The organism is Micromonospora sp. B9E7 (assembly GCF_039871815.1).
GTDB lineage: Bacteria > Actinomycetota > Actinomycetes > Mycobacteriales > Micromonosporaceae > Micromonospora.
On record NZ_JBDPLX010000007.1, the window covers coordinates 25,050 to 41,544 of the forward strand.

A 16,495-nucleotide genomic window follows, 5' to 3' on the forward strand; every position below is an offset into this window, starting at 1 on the left:
GCAAGCCGGGGTTCGTGTGCTCCGGGTGTGGTCCAGGGCTGCGCGAACACGGGGCCGGGGAACGCGGGTGAACGTGGGCCACTCCCTGCCACCCCGGGTGAACCCCAGGTCGCTAGACTGTGCCCTCGCGCCCTCGTAGCTCAGGGGATAGAGCATCGGTTTCCTAAACCGTGTGTCGCAGGTTCGAATCCTGCCGGGGGCACCTCGATACACAGCCGAAACGCTTCCTGAGCTGGTAATACGCATGCCGTTCAATTAGAACAGGTGTGCAGCCGTAGGTCACCGGAAGCCGCCGTTTGTCGCAGCTCGCGGAACCGGCGCGGAATGACCTTGGCGGCATCTGCGCAGGTCAGTTGGCACGTCCGAGGCAAGATCCGGAACGGCGACCATCATACGGGCCAGGCCACGCCGGTCAGAGCCTCAGAGATCCGGTCATTGACGGTCGCCTCCGCGCCGTCGATGCACTTGGCGTAGACCTTCAGCAGAACGTCAACGGAGTGTCCGGCCCGGTCGGCTACCTCGGTCGCCGGCACACCAGCGTTGAGCCACAGCGACACGGCGGCGTGCCGAAGGTCGTACGGCCGACCAGCGAGCGGCGAGTCAACCTGACGCGGCGTCAACGCCAGTCGACGCGCCTCATCCCAGACGCGCGAGTACGTCGAGGCCGCAACGACATTGCCCCGCTCACTCTGGAACAGCCGGCCATCCTTGGCGACCCCGAACCGTTCGATGTGCCCCCGCAGGATCGCCACGAGCGTGGGCGGGATCGGCACGCTACGCGGCTCATCCTCGGCTCGATGCTTAAGCCCTCGATCGTCGTGAACCTCGCCGCTGTCGGTCCACCGCTTGCCCGCCTGGGGTCGACTCTTGGCCAGCGTCAGCCGACCCCATCCCTTCGCGGGTAAGTCGCAGTCCTGCTCACGTAGCGCCAACGCCTCTGCCGGACGGAGCGCGGCGAAGTACAAGCAGGCGAAGAACGCGACCAGGCGCTCACCACGCTTGGCCTTCCGTCCGCGCTGACCGACGTAGGTGACGGCGATCAGCAGTTCCAACGCCTGGCGCTGGTTGACGACCACCCGGCGATCGACGACCTCGGCAATCTTCTTCCGCTGCGACCGCACCCGAAGCTTGTCGATCGGGTTGAACTCCAACTCTTCCAGCTCGACCGCGTACTGAAGCGCGTTGTAGAACACCGACCGCTTCCGGCGCGCGGTGGTCGCGGCGGCCGGCTTGCCGTCGAGCTTCACCACCAGGACGTCGAGCGCACTCCGAACGGTCCCCGCCTCTCGAAGCTCAGGCAGCGGCAGGGAGGCGTGGCGCAGCCAGCGCGTCGCGTCGGCGATGTCCGGCGGCATGTCCAGGCCACGAGCTGGCGGCGGTAGCACGTGGTTGCGCAGGGCTTGGCGAAGCAGTTCGACCGGTGGCCGGCCGGGGGCGTCCTTGACGAGTGCCGCCGTGATGGCGGCGAGCGCTTCGGTCATGCTGTCGCGGGACTTGGCCGCCGCGCCTGCCCACTTCATATCGACGTACTTCGTGGCAAAGTCCAGCCAGGTCGTGGCCGCCGGGGTTTCCGTCAGAGAGTCCGGTAGCCCGGTGCCAGTGTCGAACGCCTCGCCCTGGTTGGCCGCTTGCATCAGGTCGGAGCGGAAGCTGTCGGCCAAGGCGCGGGTGACGAACGTGCGGGACTTCTCGCGGCCAGCCACCACCCATCGGACGGTGTACGACCGCTTGGCCTTCTTTGACCCGACACCTCCGGCGTTCGGTTTGATCGCCCAGATGCGGACGCGACGGGACTTCACGCCGCCACCTCGCGCCGCTGCTCAAGCCAGATCCGGAGGTCTTTCCTCGCGATCCGAAGCTCTCCATTGGGGAGCCGGATGCAGGCCGGGGCGATGCCGAGTTCACGCCACCGGTAGAACGTCCGGCGGGACACGTTGTTAAGCGCGGCGAGCACCTCCGGAACGGTCATCAGTTCGTCATCCACGGTCGGGGTCCTTCCTCCTGTCGAATCAAGCGGCTACCGGCACGGTGCCGGTGGGGGTGGTGCCGAGTTCGTGGGCGAGTTCTTCGCGACCGGCGGCGTGTCGGGCGCGGGCCATGGCGGCGGCGGTGTTGGCGAGCAGGGCGTCTCCGGTGGTGTGCCAGCCGACGCCGGCGAAGGTGAGGGTGCCGGCGATCAGGGTGGTGTCGTCGAGGTGGTCGACGGCCCTGATGGGGTCGGTGACGGCCTGGTCCTGGTCGTCGTTGCGTTGGTAGGTGACGCGGGTGTCGCGCAGGAGTTGGAAGGTGACGGAGTATCGGCGGGCTTTGGTGAGGAAGTGGCCGCCGAAGCCGAGCATGTGTGCCCAGCGGCGCAGCCGGGCGTACGGGTTGGTCGTCGCTGGTTTCGCCGGTTCGGCGTCAAGGCTGGCTTGACGTTCGGCGACGCAGACGGGGCAGGCGGCGTAGCGGGTGTGGGTGCCGCAGTCGGGGCATTCCCAGCGCTGCACGAAGCCGGGCCGAGGCCGGTGATCCCGAGGCCGCTGCGAGAGCGGGATGGGTGTGCTCGTGGGTCGGCCAAGTCGCCAGCAGGCGTCGATGAGGCGGGCGGTGTGGTCGCCGTCGGGGTCGGCGTAGTCGCCGATGCTGTCGGCGTCGAGCCTGACGGAGCGGTGCCCGGTTACCTCGGTGCTCTTGGTGGCGTACTTGGCAAGGTATCCGGCGACCATGCCGTCGGTGACCTCTCCCCGGCCTGTCAGGCTGATGGGTCGGATGTCGAGGCCCTTGGACGGGTCGCCCCACACGATCGACCAGCCTTCGGGCCGGTCGGGGTGGGTCGGGGTGGTGTAGCCGACTTGGTCCACGGCGTGGCGAATGGCGTCATCGAGGTCGGCGGCGGTGAACCCGGCAGGTGGCGGGATGACGGCGGTGGGGTCGGTGAGGTCGACGCCGTCCAGGCGCACCAGGGCGTGGAAGTGGACTGCGCCGCGTGCTTGGAACTCGGCGGCTTTGCCGTGGGACAGCCGGACCGGGGCGACCGTGCGGACCTTGCCCGAGTCGGTGACCATCCGGGCCGGTGGGATGCCACGTCGGCGAGCGAGCTGAGCCAGGTAGCGTTCCGCGGCTTGCTTGGTCCGCCGCCACAGTTCGCCTGCGAACACGTTCCAAACGACCTGGTGGTCATGGTCGTAGCAACCCAGGCACAGCGGCTGACCGAGCACCTGGTCCCCGGGTTCGTGGCGTGCCCAGCAGACCGCCGGGCGGCCATGGGCGCAGAGGCCGGCGGTGGGATCGGTGCTGCGGCGGGCGTGGCAGGGGTCGGGTCGGCAGTCGCAGCGCTTGCGATTGGCGCAGGTGTGCCGCTTGACCGCGCGGACGTGCACGGGACCGAAGGACGGGGCGGTGAAGGTGGCGAACACCGCCGGGTGTCGGGAGACGGTTTCGGGGACGCCTTTGCCGCCGACGAGGCCGGCGCGAAGGAGTTGGTAGGCGTCGCGTTGGTAGACGCTGGCGCAGGTGGGGCAGACGGTGGCGCGCCGGTTGCCGCACGCCTTGTAGATCGCGCCGTCGGGCATGTGATCGGTGTGCCGGGCGTCGAGGAGTCGGCCGGTGGTGGGTTCGACGGTGAGGAGCTGGCCGGCGAGGCGGATGGGGCGGGTGCAGCCGGCGGCGGCGCGGACGTGTTCGAGCCAGCCGAAGTAGTCGGGTTGCTGGGCGCGGGTGAACGCGGAGCCGGCGGCGGTGTAGCCGACGAACGGGATGGTGTCGGCGTTCGAGCCCACACCCCGGGCCGAAGCGCGGGGTGTGAGGTCCAGCGTCGAATCCATCAGGCGGACACCTCGTCGAGGTGCCGGGTGGTGATGGTGTGTTGGGTGACGATGATGCGGCAGGCGCCGCACTGTCGGTCGGCCGGTTCGTGCCGGTGACAGGCGATGGTGGCGATGGTGTCGCCGCAGCGGATGGTGACCGGGGTCCGGCAGGGACCGCCGGGGATGACGTCGATGACGGTGCGTCGGGTGTCGTAGGGGTGTGGCTCGGCGAAGGCCGGGCAGGTGTGGAAGGTGTATTCGATGTCGACGACGTGGATGGTCATCGGGCACCACCTGTGACGGGGGTGCCGTTGACGGCCGGGGTGTGGCCGGTGATGGTGTGCAGCAGTTCCCGGGCGATGTCCGGGGTGACGGAGAGCAGGTCGGCGAGTTCTTCGGTGGTGATGGGTCGGCCGGTGCTTTGTTCGTGGCGTCCGATGACGAATCGGGCGGTGGGCATCAGGTGCGCCGGGACCTCGGGTCGGGCGGTCGGGATCGGGGTGAAGGCGGGTGCCGTGATGGCGGCCGGCGCAGGCGCCGGCGGGGTGTCGACGACCGGAGCAGTCTCCGGCGGGGTGTCGACGACCGGAGCAGTCTCCGGCGGGGTGTCGACGGTCGGCACAGGGGCCGGGGTGGTGTCGACGGCCGGGGTGGTGGTCGGCTCGGTGGCCGGTGTCGTGTCGGTGAGGTCGTTGACGGCGGCGAGGAGGGCGGCGGCTTCGGCTTGGATGGCGGCGAAGTCGGGGCGGATGCGTCCGGCGACGAGTTCGACGCCGATGACGAGGACGACGACCAGGGCGAAGACCAGGCGTAGGCCGAGGCTCCCCGGGGAGGCGAAGTTGATGGTGGCCGACAGCATGGCGGCGGCGGCGAAGACGACCATGGCTCCGCGTTTGGCGTCTTTGGCGATGCCGGAGGTGCGGACGACGGTCAGCATCGACACCATCGCGGCGTCGAAGATCAGCGGGACGAGGTAGGCGAAGTAGCCGGCGTTTTGGGTCCACAGGTAGTGGGCTTGGTGTAGGTAGCTGGTCAGCAGCGCACCGAGGAGGACGAAGCGGTTGTACCGCTTGATGGAGCCGATCGCCTTGAGCATGGTCGGTACGGCGTTGCGGGCGTACTCGGCGGCGAACTGCTCGGTGACGGCAGCGGGGTCAGTGGTGGCCATGGGGAGTCACCTCCGGAGCCGGGATGGCGTCGAGGGGGATGAGGTCGACCACGCCGGAGCAGTGGGCGCACATGATGGGGGCCAGCCCTTGGGCGGCGAGCTGCTCGCGGAAGCAGGGCAGGCAGGCGAAGTCGGCCGGGAAGAGTCCGTCGCCCTCGCAGAGGGCGCAGGGACCGAGGCAGACGGGGCAGGGCTTGTAGACCGGGCCGAGGATGTCGTGGATGCCGGCGGGCGAGCTGCCCTCGATGCACCACAGGCAGGGGTCAGACAGGTGGAAGCTCACGACGGGTTCCCTTCGTGGCAGTCGAGGCATTCGCCGTAGCGGCGGGGGATGTAGTAGGGCTTGACCTGGGCGCAGACGCGGCAGGTCCGGCGGGCACGAAGTGCTTTGGCGATGGCCTCCCGCTGAGCGGGCGTGGCAGTGCGCTTCGGCGCGGCCATATCAAGGCGGTAGAGGTAGGCGACCCGACGCTGTTTGCGGTGCCGCCAATAAATCTGCGCGATGGGGTCTTGGCCGTTGGGGCGAAGGCCGGCGGCGCGGAGCTGCCGCACGGTGGCCAGCCCGGAAGGTGCGGCGTGGTAGGGGAAGGTGGGGAACCCGTAGCGGGTGCCGAGCGGGTCGTAGAACTCGACCCGGATGCCGCTGCGCTCGGCCATGTTGTCGAGGTCGACGCTGCGAAGGTCGGTCATGGCTTGTCTCCCCAGCGCTGCTGGGCGGCCTGCTTGGAGATCCCGAGCCGGGAGCCGATCTCCGACCAGGAGTAGCCGAATGCGCGAAGGCCGATCACGGCCTCACCGATGGCGTCGTCAATGACCGATGAGAGGGCGACCAGGTCGCGCAGTGCTTCCACATCGCCAGTGGCGACGCGGCGACCGTGAGCGCGGATGATCCGGCGGCCGAACGCGGCGAATTCGTCGTTCTCGACCACGACGCGGCGCTTCTGCCGGGGCAGGTTCGGCGTCAAGGGCCTCTTGACGGTGCTCATCGGTTCTCGCCTCCCTCGTTGTGGAGGGAGTTCCACTCGTCGGCAGCCGCTTCCAGGGCGGTGATGACCTGTTCGGCGGTACGGGCCGGGTCGTCGTTCCACGAGTACGGGGAGGTGTGCTCGTCGAGCAGGTAGCCGTCCTCGTCGATGAGGAAGACCGGGGCGGTGGTGTCGAGGTAGTCGACAAACACGCCCAGGGCGGCGAGGTAGTCGGCGAGGGCGTCGGGGTCGAGTTGGGAGAAGTGCTCGACCTTGTGTCCGGCGCAGGCGATGCCGATGGCCCCGGCGGCGCAGGCCGGCGGGGTCGGGTTGTCGGTGGTGTGGGCGTAGTAGGTGCCCTGGTGCCAGCCGTGCCGGCGCAGGTAGAGGGCAGCCGTCCGTAGCAGATCGGCCAGTGTGACCGGTGCTGCGGTGGGTGGGTTCTGGGTAGCCTTCATGGCAGCCACGTCCTTTCAGAAGGGCTTGGTGGGAGGTCGGCGGAACCGGTCTGCTTTCCAGGGCTTGAGCCGGTTCCGTCGGCCGGTTAGCGGGCGCGTAGCCGCAGGTAGCGGCGGTGCCGGTTGTCGTCACCCGGGGCGCGGGTGGGTGCGGAGAGGTAGACGAGTCGCCCGCTGCGGGCCACGGCCTGGACCAGAGCGGCGATGTCCTCGGGACTGCCGGTGATCCACAGCTCGGTGAACTGGGCGGCCCGCTGGTTGTTGGCCTTGGCGTAGGCGCGCTCGCGGGTGGTCATGCCGCCATCTCCCATTCGGTCGGGTTGACCGCCGGGGTGCTGGTGCCGCTGGTGGGGCGGCGGGTCCAGGCGGCGTAGTCGGCGATGTTGTAGATGTCGGTATCGGTGAGGTAGGCGGCCTTGATGCGGCGGGGAACGCCGCCTTCGGCGAGGAGGTAGGCCGCGCCCTGGTTGGTGGGTGAGATGTCGGAGGCGGTGTAGCCCTGCTCGGCCCAGCCCTGACCGAGGATGATGTTCGAGCTGTTCAGCGAGGTGCACCGGAACGCGGCCCGGTAGCCGAACAGGTCCCGCAGGCTGGCGGGGATGATGTCCCAACTTGGGCGCTGAGTCGCGGCGATGACGGGCATGCCGCAGGCCCGGCCGAGGGAGACGAGGCCACGCAGCAGGGTGGAGAACTCCTCCTGCTGTGCTTTGGTGCCGAGCACGGTCGAGAACATGGCGAGTTCGTCGATGATGGTGACGATGACGGACATGCCGTCGCCGTCGGCGAGCTTGCGGCGCCGGTTGGCCAGGAGCCAGGCGTAGCGGTTGGTGGCGACGATCAGGAGGCGACGTAGCACGTCGATGCCCTGGTCGATGTCGGGGCCGATGAAGGCGTCGGCGAGGTCGCGCCAGGGGCCGAGTTCGACGAGTTTGGCGTCGAAGAGCACGAGGCGGGTGTTGTCGCACAGGGCGGCGTGGCCGCAGATGTTGTTGATGAGGCCGGACTTACCGCCGCCGGGTTCGCCTGCGGTGAGCAGGTTGCGGTAGATGACGTCGAGGTAGACGGGTTGGCCGAACTCGTCGATCCCGATGAAGATCGGGTCGAACATCGACAGGCCAGGACCCACCGGCACCGCATCGGCGGTGGTGGGAATCGTGGTGGTCATGAGGTGCCCTCCTGGGCGTTGTGGGCGCGAGGAGCCACACGAACGAGCCGCCATGGCTCCTCGCGTCCGGGTTGGGTGTGGGTCAGATCCAGTCGGAGGTGTCGTCGTCCGGCACGGACGACGAGGAAGCCGCGGGCTTGCTGCCGTTGGCCGTGGTGGCCGGCTTCTTCGCCGGCTTGCCCTGGGTCGGGAGGGTGATCGTCGGAGCGTCGACGTCCGGCAGGTCCAGGGCGGTGGGAACCGTCAGCGGCGATGCCGAGACGGGTGCGGTCGGGTCGATCACGTCGACCAGCGGGGAGCCGACGTGGGCGGTCAGCACCTCACGGCGTTTGATGTCGAACCGCAGGTAGGCGGCGTTGTTCTCCGAAGCGCGCTCGATGAGCACGGTGGAGGCGTGACAGGTGACCGCGATCTTGTCGAGGCGGCCTTCCAGATCCTTGGCGGACAGGCCGGGGCGCAGGTAGACCCAGACCCGCTCTCCGACAGGGGTGGGCTTGGCCCAGAGGATCAGCGGCAGCGAACCGGACTGGTTGGCGATGATGAACTGCGCGAAGCAGACGCGCAGCCGGTGCCGGACGATGAGGCACCATCCCCAGGCTTTGATCTGCCGACGAACCGGGCGAATGGCGGCGGGAACGCCGACGACCAGGGCGACCACCAGCAGGGTCACCAGGGTTGGAGTGTGGTTGGCCAGCTGCACCCACGCGGTGAGCAGCAGAACCGCCAGGACGGTTTCGAGGCTCCACCACCACAGCAGCCGGATCACCGGCCAGACGCGAACGAGCACCCACACGACGGCACCGGTCGGAACGCCGATCAGCGCGCCGACGAACAGGGACACGATGGGGTGCCAGTAAGAAGCGGCCACCACGGCCGCCAGAAGGCCGACGATGACCGCCGTCAGGATGAACGCCATCTTGGCGTTCCGCGCGGAGGAACGGTGAACCTTGGCCTCGATGACCGTCACCGTTCCGGTTGACCTGCCGGCGAACCGGCGGGGGCTAGACTTGGACACGACGAGTCCTCCCAAGCACATTGGGTTGGATGAGTTGGAGGGCACGGGGTCGGCAGATGTAGGAATCGGTACCGACCCCGCGCCAGCTCTTGCGAGGTGCCACCACCGCAGGTGATGACCGGACCAGGAACGTAGGAATCGGAATCGTTCCCGGGCCTGTATGCCAGTTGTTGAGTTCAGCGGACCGTCAGGCCGCTTCGGTTGCCACGGACACCAGGTGGCTCACACAGCACGTCGTGCGAGGGACCTACTTGGCCGGAGAACCAGTCTTCGGCTTCAGCGAGACCGCCCGGAACGCGACGCCGTTGCGCCCGTTGGTCGCCCACGGAATGGCCTCCAACTGCTCGACAGCCAGGAAGTCGCCCACCTTCACGCCCGGCTTCTCTCCCGCCGTGGTGATGGTGATGACCTCCCCGCCGTTCTCGTCGAGCACGAAGACCTGGGTAGACCACATGAGCCGGCCCGTGTTCTTCTCGGACTTCTGATTGCCGTTCTGGTCGTTCTTCGGCTCCGGGTCCTTCGACGCCGTCACCTGCTTGCTCGTGGTGTCCACGTACAGCTTCACAACAGACCTCCTGTGTCTGAGCGCGTCCCCAGTGGACGACTGCTCCTGTGCGGCTTGTCGCTCGCACTTCAAGGAGACATCGACGTAGGTGACGCCGGAACGCCTTTGCATGGACGCTTGGGACGTTTATAGTGATAGAAACGTCCCGATCGCGAGGAGCGACGATGGCAAACGATCGTCTGCGAGATGCGCTTGACCGATCTCGGGTTTCGCCAGCCGAACTAGCGCTTCTCACTGAGTGCGACGTCAAAACCGTGAGCCGTTGGCTCGCTGGCAGGGTTCCGCATCCTCGCACCCGCTTTAAGATCGCAAAGCGGTTGAAGGAGGACGAGGACTACCTGTGGCCGGGAGCGCGCAGAGTCGCCGACGACGTATCGGACTCGGCCGGGATGGTGCAGTTCTATCCCACACGAGGAGCGGTGCCCCCGAACCTCTGGGACCGACTGCTCGACGCGGCGACAGCAGAGGTCGGCATCCTTGTGTACGTGGGAATGTTCCTCACCGAGAAGCCCGACCTCCTGGACCGCTTGCACAAGAAGGCGACCACTGGCGCGAGGATACGCATACTGCTCGGCGACCGGGAAAGTAGCGCGGTCAAGCAGCGAAGTGTGGATGAAGGGATCGGACGAGAAACAATCTCGGCGAAAATCGACCAGGCGAACGCCTTCTTCGGCTCGCTCACGGGCGTGCCGAACATTGAGGTGCGGAACCACTCGACAGTGCTCTACAACTCCGTCTATCGCTTCGACAACGACATGATTGTTAATCCTCACGTCTACGGCAAGACCGCACCTATGGCACCTGCGATGCACCTCCGCAAGACAGCAACGTACGGCCTCTTTAACACGTACGCGGACAGCTTCGAGGCGGTCTGGGAATCGGCACGCGAAAGCAGGAGCTAGTAGATGTCTAAGACTGACTACCTAAACGACCCCACTGCACCTCAGGCCAACTCCCTGGTGGTGGCCGTGACAGTCTTCGTCCAAAATGAGCGAGGACATGTCCTGCTCATCAGGCGATCTGACAACAGCCTATGGGCCTTACCCGGTGGGGCGCAGGACGTCGGGGAGTCGACCGCGCAAGCGGCTGTGCGTGAAGTAGAGGAAGAGACGGGCCTCCGCGTCGAACCGAGCGGGATCTCTGGCATCTACTCAGACCCTGCGCACGTTATCGCCTACGACGACGGCGAGGTGCGGCAGGAGTTTTCGATCTGCCTACGAGCCCGGTTAGTCAGCGGCCGACTCCGTACTAGCAGCGAGTCATCAGAGGTGAAGTGGGTCGAACCGGAGAATTTACAGACCCTTCCGATTCATCCGTCCATGCTTTTACGGATCAAGCACGGCTTGGAGAACAACGCACCCTACCTGGGTTAGCCGGCAAACTCGCGAAGTCGGCTCGTCGTTCTGGCAATAGCATCTGCCAAGTCTCGCTGGGCGCTGTCTATGAAGACGGTTACCAAGTCGCCCGGGCCATACCGCTGTTTGATCTCGGCAACCCTACTCACGAAATCCGTCGGTTCTCCGTCAGGCGTTGTGGTGAGGTCACACATCCACAGCGCGTCTCTGACCGGCCCTTCTTCGTCCTGAAACTCGGCCAGTTGTCCCTCCAAACCTCGGAGATGGGCCTCTCTCACGGCGCAAGAGTGGTGCGCGACGAGATGGACGAGTCGATCTGGGGCGTCTATGCCCCTCAGATAGACCGCACCATCGAGGGGATGAAATCCAGTCATCGCTAGGTGAGGGGCGTAGCCGACATCGTGCAGGATCGCTGCGGCCTCAAGCAGAGCAGCGTCATCACCAACAGCTGCGGCAAGGGTCTGTGCCTTCTGAGCGACACCCTGAACGTGAGCCCAGCGGCGAGGCAGAGTGTCCGACAGGTTTTGGCGGGAGACCTCATAGGCCCACGGAACCAGCGACATGGATAGACCATAACGCCGTCAGTAGCCCTACAGCACTCCCCATTCGTACGGCTAGCCGGCCGGACTGCCGGCGACGTTGTGCAAAGTTTCTGTACGTCTTCAAGGCGGCCCGAGACGGGCCGCACGCGCCGCCGCCTGGGCGCGCGTCCGTCGCTCCGCTGGCGCTCCGACTCCGGCCACGCAATACGCCCGGCGGCTGGCGCGGAAGCGGGAAGCCCAAGGGGCCGCCGCAGAACGACAGGGGGTGACCAGTGAGGTGATGGGCCGGCAGCCGGCCGGGGCCGCGCGGCCACGAGCCCGCGCGGCGCAGGGAAGCGCACGTCGGGCGCGTCGGCGAGCTGGCGTCGGTCGCGGGGTTGCGGCTAGTACGCCTCCGGCGGGGGCGCTCGGGCTCCAGGATGGCCGAGGGCTCCGCCGGCGGGTGCCGGGCCGTGGGTGGTTGCGGTAGGCCATCCCGCCTGCCATCGACCCGGGCAAGCCGAGCAGACCACCGCCCGACCCGCCAGCGTCCGACCGTGCGTCAAGGCCGTCTTGACGTGGCGGGCCGGGCGGAGGCCCGCTCCCCAGGAGGGCGGGTCGACGGCAGACGGGATAGCAGACCTACTGGAATCTTGACGTAGGTGTAAGACTGGCCGGATGCCAGCAGAACCCCCATTGCCGACTGCCGATCAAGTTATAGGCGCTCTAGATCGTACGGGCTTCCTCTTCGAACAGAGGGTCGCGGCGATTCTAGGGGAAAGTACCGACACTGGTTGGGCCTTTCAGGATCAAGACACGGGCACGAGCCGCGAGATAGACATCTACTCAACCGGCTTTGCGTTCTGGTCGAACGAAGGCGAGACTACTTTACGCTGGACGATATTGGGTGAGTGCAAAAACTATCAGTGGCCTTGGGTCGCTCTGACTAAACGGTGGGAACGAGAGGCGAGGTTCCTTGATGCCCCTGAGCTCATGCTTACGGCGGCAACCAGAATCGAGTTGAAGGCGGATGAGGACCCTTTTCTAAGTAGTGTATCGAAGCCCAACTTCGCGAGGAAATATGAACGAGTTCGTTTCCGCAGTCAGGCCCGAGCAGTTCAGTTGGCGAAGCTGAACAAGAAGTCGGGCGGGTGGGAAACCCATTCCAGCGACATATTCAACGAAGTGACCTACCCTCTAGCCAAGGCGGTATCCTTCCTCGGCGAAGAGTTCAAAAGTCGGGAAAAGGATATCAGTTTCAGGCAAGTTAGACGCGAAGCTCACCTTCTTTTCCCCGCGATCTTCTTGTCGTCTCCGATATACGCAGTGTCTGCCTCAGAGGCCGAACCGAAGGTTGAAGAAGTCCAGCATGTGACCTTGGATCGGAGACTTTCCTCCAAGTCGGTAAAGGGGCGGTTCCGGTACGACGTAGTGCATGTAGACGGAATCACGGATTGGTACAACAATCATGTTTTGCGCGTTGTGCAATTTTTTGCGCAGGAATTGCAGCTTCCTTGGGAAAGGGTTAAGGGGAGAGGAACCAAGGAGTTGGTGTAGCCACACGTGAACCAGGGCGACGGGTATGACATGTGCCGGAGCCGGCGTGCGGCGGAACAGCAAGATCCGGAACATGCGCGGAACGATCAGGCGCGTCGCTGGGAAGCCTTCGCGCGTATCCCCTGGCTAGACCGCAGATGGCTCAGCAGGCGCTAGACCGTTCCTAAACCGTGTGTCGCAGGTTCGAATCCTGCCGGGGGCACCAGGCGAAACGCGGATCAATTGATCTTGATGGCAGTTTCTTGGCCTCACCACTTCCCCGACACGCGCAGGAAGTGACGATCTGGCAGCCTCGGGCCAGATCGTCACCGCGAGGTGCTGCCTGATCCGGTGGACGTTGGGGGCAGGTTCCAACCGCAAGGCGCTGCATCGTCGATCGCCGTCTTGGCGTTGCGCGCGTCTCTCGGCGTTCCGCTGCGCGTGGAGCTGCTGCTCCGTTGAGGCCAATCGTCTGGCCGTGGATCGGCTAAGGCCACGCGGTCCCGCGCTACCGGTGCCCGAGAGACCGGACCAGGGCGGGATGCCGGTGATCGGGAACTCGTTCGACGGGCCCGCCGCCGGGCGTGACCGACCGGAGTGCGACGGGGGGCACCTTGAAGATCAGCTAGAACGCTGCATGGCCTGCGGATACGCTTTCCCGCCGCTCGGTCGATGTGATCATGGTGAGGTCGACCGAGTTGGCCATGGCGCTCATCCCAGCGTCGGTGAGATGCAGGTTGTCGCTGTGCGCATAGGCCGGGAGCAGCTTCGACCCGTCCGCTGGATCGCGGAGCGCCGCGTCGAAGTCGATGACCCCGTCGAACACGCCGCTGGTCCGGATCCACGTGTTCACCTCCTGCCGGACCGTTTCACGGGCGGCGGTGTGGAGGCTGGCCCCGCCGAAGGGGAGGATCGTGCCGCCGTAAACAGCGACCCCACGGGCGTGGGCCTTGCCGACAAGTTGCCGGTACCCCTCCTGCAGTTGGGTCGCGGTCGCGTCGGCGGCGAGGTCGTTGACCCCTTCGAGCAGGATGACGGACCGCACCCTGGGATGGTCGAGCGCGTCGTGGTCGAACCGGTTGAGGGCGCTGCGGCCCCCGGCCGTCGGGTTGCGGTCACTGAGGACCCTGTTGCCCGCCATGCCCGCGTTGACCACGCCGAGCTTCGGTCCGCCGGGCTGGGCGGCGAGGCGGCGGGCCAGGTAGTCCGGGTACCGCCGGTTGGTCAGATGGCTCGACGAATACCCGTCGGTGATCGAGTCACCGAAGGCCACGACGGTGCCGGCGGCGGTCGTGCTGACCACGTCGAGACCGGTGAGGAAGAACCAGGACCACCGTCGCGGCGTAGGAAAGTCGGCGCTGCTGTCGTCCGCCGCGTGGTTGCCGGCGGTGGAGACGTAGGTGTCCATCAGTGCGGCCGGATGCACCGTCGACGGGCCGGTGGTGCCGGGCAGGTAGATGCTGATCAGGAGGTTCTGCCCGGAGGTCACTCTCATGTCGGCCGGGTCGCTGATCCGTTCCTGGCCGGCCGGGATCGTGACCGTCGCGGAGCCGTCGAAGGTGAGCTGGTGGTGACTGCCGGTCTTGGCGACCCCGCCGATGCTCTGCTCGGCGAGGTCGACGTGGCCGACGGCCAGGGCTGTGGTGCCCCGCAGGTTGGAGACCCGCACGCGAGGTGACGTGCCACCGCTGGACGCGTAGACGACCTGGCGGATCGTCTGGTTGGAGAAGGACTCGCCGGAGCCCTCCACAGCCGGCGCCCAGATGCCTACCCGGGCTCTGAACGTTGGTGCCGACGGGTCATCCGTACTCGGGGGCGTCGCGACGGGCAGTGCGACGGCGGCAAGGATTGCGATGAGTGCGCGCATGTCAGCTGTTGTGGATCGCGACCCAGCCGAGGCTCTGGCCGGTCGAGGAGAAGACCTCCATCTTGCGGACCATCGAGCCGAGCGACGTTGCCGCGACACTGTTGCCCACGCCGAGCCCGCCGCCGGCGATCACCTTGCCGCTCGTCTTCAGTGAGCCCTGCGCCGTGATCATCGCCGGACCTGAGCGGTGTATGACGACCGTCTCCGCCGGTGCGGTGTATGGGATGGTGCCCTCGATGGTGTTCCAGGCCAGGGTGACGTCCGTCGAGATCAGAACTTCCTCGGGCTTCTTCGGGTCGTTGTCCTGGACGAAGAGCGCCGGCATCGTCGGGTTCGCCTGCCGGACGTGGTTGCTGGACACGACGATCTTGCTGCACTTGAGGTTGACCGCGATCCCGGACGACTGCCTGGTGGCGCTGCCGTTGGCGACGCGGTTGCCCACCACCGTCGCATCGGTGGTCGCGATGAGATTGATCTGACCGATGCAGTTGACCACCACGTTGCCGGTGATCGAGACGCCGATGGCCCGCCCGTGCACGCTCTTGCCCGGGTCGCCGAGCCCGTCGATCTCGATGCCCCGCAACTGACATCCGGTCACCGTGTTGTCTGCGACGACGATGTTCGAGACCGCCTGGACGTAGACACCGCTCTGGCCGCACTCGGTGATGGTGTTGTTGGCGACCACCGTGCGGTCGGCGCCCGCCCAGACGCAGATGCCGTCGAAGTAGTCGGAGTCGCTGCCGTAGCCGGGGTGGACGCCGCCGTAGCGACGGGCCTCGTCGGTCGACGGCCAGTCCATCGCGACGTGGTTGTCCGTGATGCGGACGTCCTTGCCGTTGGACGAGATGCCGAACCGGGTGTCCTCGGTCGTGCAGTTGGTGATGAGGACGTCATCGCTCGCGCGAGGCACGGCGTCGAACACCACGATGCCGTTGACCCGCACGCTGTGCACCCGGACGCCGTCCACCACCATCTCGGTGGAGGAGGAGATGCGGACGCCGTCGTACTGCTGGGAGCGGTCGGTGTCGCGCACGGTGAGCCCGACCACCTTGACTCGCCGGCAGTCACGGAACAGCAGCACGGCCCTCTGCGTGGGAATGACCGACGGCGCCGCGCCGGTGAGGGCCAGGGTCGCGCCGTCGCCGGCGATGACGACGTCGGTGAGACCCTGCGCCGTGAGTTGGTCCCGTACCCGGAAGACCCGCCCGGCGGGGAAGTACACGCTCTGCTTGCCGGTGGCGGCGGCGTTCAGCGTCGCCTGGATGGCTGCGGTGTCGTCGGTCGTGCCGTCACCCACCGCGCCGTGGTCGAGGACCGAGATCCAGCCCACGCCGGTGTCCGCCGTCGCGCCCACCGGGGCCGCCTGTGCCGCTGCTTCGCTGACCGCCAAGCCGCCGACCGCCACAGTCGAGACCAAACCGGCGCGCAGTGCGCTCCGCCTGCTGACCATCTCCATCAAGAGCCTCCCCGCTGATCTTCCTGGTGCGGAGAGACTACGTAAGATCACCGATCCGCACTGACCCGCTCGCGGAACGTTGTCGGGCCCGCGGCGGAATCGATCACCAGTGGTAGGTCAGGTTCACCGCCAGGGCGGCGATCGAGGTGGCGAAGAAGATCGCCCATCCCACGAGGTTGCGGGAGCCGACCCGCAGGTGTGCGATGAGCGCGCCGACGAAGTAGAGCACGAGACCGGCGGCGGCGAGTGTGCCCAGCAGTGGCACGGCGAACCCGGCCAACAGCCCGAGGGACCCGGCGGCCAGCGCTGCGCCCAACCGCGGTAGCCAGGAGTGTGGCACGCCCTTCATGTCCGCCTGGGCCTTCGGATAGTCGTGGCCGATCAGGTACGTGACGGCGGCGATGCCGGTGAAGACCGAGGCGAGGATGGTGACCGTGACGTATGCGGCGAACATGTGCCCTCCCTTGTGGCTGTCTGCCGCAAGGACGGGGTGGGGCTGCGGGATGTTACGTGGATCGTTGTGACCTGTGGCACAGCGTGGGCTGCGGGAGACCCGCAGCCCACGCTCGGCCGGTGACGCCGGTGACGCCGGTGACGCCGGTGACGCCGGTGACGCCGGTGACGCCGGGGACGTGC

The 16,495-nt window shown here is 66.9% G+C and carries 20 protein-coding genes and 1 tRNA gene; 4 read left to right on the forward strand and 17 right to left on the reverse strand.

Annotation, left to right across the window (positions count from 1 at the left end; translation table 11 throughout):
• Positions 1-129 precede the first annotated feature (129 nt).
• A tRNA-Arg gene (locus ABGB10_RS13345) sits at positions 130-202 on the forward strand.
• Between the two features lie 187 nt (positions 203-389).
• Here ABGB10_RS13345 and ABGB10_RS13350 read toward each other — a convergent pair.
• From ABGB10_RS13350 to ABGB10_RS13410, 13 genes are all read right to left on the reverse strand, one after another.
• Positions 390-1,799, reverse strand: coding sequence for a tyrosine-type recombinase/integrase (locus ABGB10_RS13350; protein WP_347661202.1), 1,410 nt, complete (start codon positions 1,797-1,799; stop codon positions 390-392).
• Positions 1,796-1,984 (reverse strand): helix-turn-helix domain-containing protein, encoded by a 189-nt coding sequence (locus ABGB10_RS13355; RefSeq protein ID WP_088986534.1) that lies wholly within the window; start codon positions 1,982-1,984, stop codon positions 1,796-1,798. The genes ABGB10_RS13350 and ABGB10_RS13355 overlap by 4 nt, the downstream gene beginning before the upstream one ends.
• Before the next feature lie 25 nt (positions 1,985-2,009).
• Positions 2,010-3,806 (reverse strand): replication initiator, encoded by a 1,797-nt coding sequence (locus tag ABGB10_RS13360; protein ID WP_347661203.1) that lies wholly within the window; start codon positions 3,804-3,806, stop codon positions 2,010-2,012.
• Positions 3,806-4,072, reverse strand: a complete 267-nt coding sequence (locus ABGB10_RS13365; protein WP_347661204.1) for a hypothetical protein — start codon at positions 4,070-4,072, stop codon at positions 3,806-3,808. Before ABGB10_RS13365 ends, ABGB10_RS13360 begins: the two co-directional genes overlap by 1 nt.
• Positions 4,069-4,956: a DUF2637 domain-containing protein gene (locus ABGB10_RS13370; RefSeq protein WP_347661205.1), complete on the reverse strand. Its 888-nt coding sequence runs from the start codon at positions 4,954-4,956 to the stop codon at positions 4,069-4,071. The genes ABGB10_RS13365 and ABGB10_RS13370 overlap by 4 nt, the downstream gene beginning before the upstream one ends.
• On the reverse strand, positions 4,943-5,239 hold the full coding sequence (locus ABGB10_RS13375; RefSeq protein ID WP_347661206.1) for a hypothetical protein: 297 nt from the start codon (positions 5,237-5,239) through the stop codon (positions 4,943-4,945). The genes ABGB10_RS13370 and ABGB10_RS13375 overlap by 14 nt, the downstream gene beginning before the upstream one ends.
• On the reverse strand, positions 5,236-5,646 hold the full coding sequence (locus ABGB10_RS13380) for an RRQRL motif-containing zinc-binding protein (RefSeq protein ID WP_347661207.1): 411 nt from the start codon (positions 5,644-5,646) through the stop codon (positions 5,236-5,238). The genes ABGB10_RS13375 and ABGB10_RS13380 overlap by 4 nt, the downstream gene beginning before the upstream one ends.
• Positions 5,643-5,942, reverse strand: a complete 300-nt coding sequence (locus tag ABGB10_RS13385; RefSeq protein ID WP_347661208.1) for a hypothetical protein — start codon at positions 5,940-5,942, stop codon at positions 5,643-5,645. Before ABGB10_RS13385 ends, ABGB10_RS13380 begins: the two co-directional genes overlap by 4 nt.
• A complete protein-coding gene (locus ABGB10_RS13390) occupies positions 5,939-6,379 on the reverse strand; it encodes a hypothetical protein (RefSeq protein WP_347661209.1) in 441 nt (146 codons plus the stop codon). The genes ABGB10_RS13385 and ABGB10_RS13390 overlap by 4 nt, the downstream gene beginning before the upstream one ends.
• 86 nt (positions 6,380-6,465) lie before the next feature.
• Positions 6,466-6,675: a hypothetical protein gene (locus tag ABGB10_RS13395; RefSeq protein WP_347661210.1), complete on the reverse strand. Its 210-nt coding sequence runs from the start codon at positions 6,673-6,675 to the stop codon at positions 6,466-6,468.
• Positions 6,672-7,544, reverse strand: a complete 873-nt coding sequence (locus ABGB10_RS13400) for an FtsK/SpoIIIE domain-containing protein (RefSeq protein ID WP_347661211.1) — start codon at positions 7,542-7,544, stop codon at positions 6,672-6,674. The genes ABGB10_RS13395 and ABGB10_RS13400 overlap by 4 nt, the downstream gene beginning before the upstream one ends.
• 82 nt (positions 7,545-7,626) lie before the next feature.
• Positions 7,627-8,511: a hypothetical protein gene (locus ABGB10_RS13405; protein WP_347661452.1), complete on the reverse strand. Its 885-nt coding sequence runs from the start codon at positions 8,509-8,511 to the stop codon at positions 7,627-7,629.
• A 295-nt stretch (positions 8,512-8,806) separates the two neighbouring features.
• Positions 8,807-9,124 (reverse strand): hypothetical protein, encoded by a 318-nt coding sequence (locus ABGB10_RS13410; RefSeq protein WP_088986522.1) that lies wholly within the window; start codon positions 9,122-9,124, stop codon positions 8,807-8,809.
• Positions 9,125-9,441: 317 nt separating this feature from the next.
• On the opposite strand from ABGB10_RS13410, the gene ABGB10_RS13415 reads away from it, so the two are divergent.
• Complete coding sequence (locus ABGB10_RS13415) at positions 9,442-10,026, forward strand: DUF5919 domain-containing protein (RefSeq protein WP_347661212.1); 585 nt, start codon at positions 9,442-9,444, stop codon at positions 10,024-10,026.
• Between the two features lie 3 nt (positions 10,027-10,029).
• Positions 10,030-10,497, forward strand: a complete 468-nt coding sequence (locus ABGB10_RS13420) for an NUDIX domain-containing protein (RefSeq protein ID WP_347661213.1) — start codon at positions 10,030-10,032, stop codon at positions 10,495-10,497.
• Here the strand turns inward: ABGB10_RS13420 and ABGB10_RS13425 are convergent.
• Positions 10,494-11,042 (reverse strand): HD domain-containing protein, encoded by a 549-nt coding sequence (locus tag ABGB10_RS13425; RefSeq protein WP_347661214.1) that lies wholly within the window; start codon positions 11,040-11,042, stop codon positions 10,494-10,496. The two genes, ABGB10_RS13420 and ABGB10_RS13425, sit on opposite strands and share 4 nt — an antisense overlap.
• 636 nt (positions 11,043-11,678) lie before the next feature.
• On the opposite strand from ABGB10_RS13425, the gene ABGB10_RS13430 reads away from it, so the two are divergent.
• On the forward strand, positions 11,679-12,557 hold the full coding sequence (locus tag ABGB10_RS13430; protein WP_347661215.1) for a hypothetical protein: 879 nt from the start codon (positions 11,679-11,681) through the stop codon (positions 12,555-12,557).
• Positions 12,558-13,161: 604 nt separating this feature from the next.
• On the opposite strand, the gene ABGB10_RS13435 is transcribed toward ABGB10_RS13430, so the two are convergent.
• From ABGB10_RS13435 to ABGB10_RS13445, 3 genes are all read right to left on the reverse strand, one after another.
• Complete coding sequence (locus tag ABGB10_RS13435; protein WP_347661216.1) at positions 13,162-14,286, reverse strand: SGNH/GDSL hydrolase family protein; 1,125 nt, start codon at positions 14,284-14,286, stop codon at positions 13,162-13,164.
• Between the two features lie 118 nt (positions 14,287-14,404).
• The gene (locus ABGB10_RS13440; protein WP_347661217.1) at positions 14,405-15,859 is read right to left on the reverse strand and encodes a right-handed parallel beta-helix repeat-containing protein; all 1,455 of its coding nucleotides are present in this window, start codon (positions 15,857-15,859) and stop codon (positions 14,405-14,407) included.
• A gap of 103 nt (positions 15,860-15,962) precedes the next feature.
• The gene (locus ABGB10_RS13445; protein ID WP_347661218.1) at positions 15,963-16,313 is read right to left on the reverse strand and encodes a DoxX family protein; all 351 of its coding nucleotides are present in this window, start codon (positions 16,311-16,313) and stop codon (positions 15,963-15,965) included.
• Positions 16,314-16,495: the final 182 nt, after the last annotated feature.

Excerpts from the sequence above, each read along its gene's own strand:
- ABGB10_RS13360 (WP_347661203.1), bottom strand. The coding sequence starts at position 3,806 with ATGGATTCGACGCTGGACCTCACACCCCGCGCTTCGGCCCGGGGTGTG.
- ABGB10_RS13365 (WP_347661204.1), bottom strand. The coding sequence starts at position 4,072 with ATGACCATCCACGTCGTCGACATCGAATACACCTTCCACACCTGCCCG.
- ABGB10_RS13370 (WP_347661205.1), bottom strand. The coding sequence starts at position 4,956 with ATGGCCACCACTGACCCCGCTGCCGTCACCGAGCAGTTCGCCGCCGAG.
- ABGB10_RS13380 (WP_347661207.1), bottom strand. The coding sequence starts at position 5,646 with ATGACCGACCTTCGCAGCGTCGACCTCGACAACATGGCCGAGCGCAGC.
- ABGB10_RS13385 (WP_347661208.1), bottom strand. The coding sequence starts at position 5,942 with ATGAGCACCGTCAAGAGGCCCTTGACGCCGAACCTGCCCCGGCAGAAG.
- ABGB10_RS13390 (WP_347661209.1), bottom strand. The coding sequence starts at position 6,379 with ATGAAGGCTACCCAGAACCCACCCACCGCAGCACCGGTCACACTGGCC.
- ABGB10_RS13395 (WP_347661210.1), bottom strand. The coding sequence starts at position 6,675 with ATGACCACCCGCGAGCGCGCCTACGCCAAGGCCAACAACCAGCGGGCC.
- ABGB10_RS13400 (WP_347661211.1), bottom strand. The coding sequence starts at position 7,544 with ATGACCACCACGATTCCCACCACCGCCGATGCGGTGCCGGTGGGTCCT.
- ABGB10_RS13420 (WP_347661213.1), top strand. The coding sequence starts at position 10,030 with ATGTCTAAGACTGACTACCTAAACGACCCCACTGCACCTCAGGCCAAC.
- ABGB10_RS13425 (WP_347661214.1), bottom strand. The coding sequence starts at position 11,042 with ATGTCGCTGGTTCCGTGGGCCTATGAGGTCTCCCGCCAAAACCTGTCG.
- ABGB10_RS13430 (WP_347661215.1), top strand. The coding sequence starts at position 11,679 with ATGCCAGCAGAACCCCCATTGCCGACTGCCGATCAAGTTATAGGCGCT.
- ABGB10_RS13440 (WP_347661217.1), bottom strand. The coding sequence starts at position 15,859 with ATGGAGATGGTCAGCAGGCGGAGCGCACTGCGCGCCGGTTTGGTCTCG.
- ABGB10_RS13445 (WP_347661218.1), bottom strand. The coding sequence starts at position 16,313 with ATGTTCGCCGCATACGTCACGGTCACCATCCTCGCCTCGGTCTTCACC.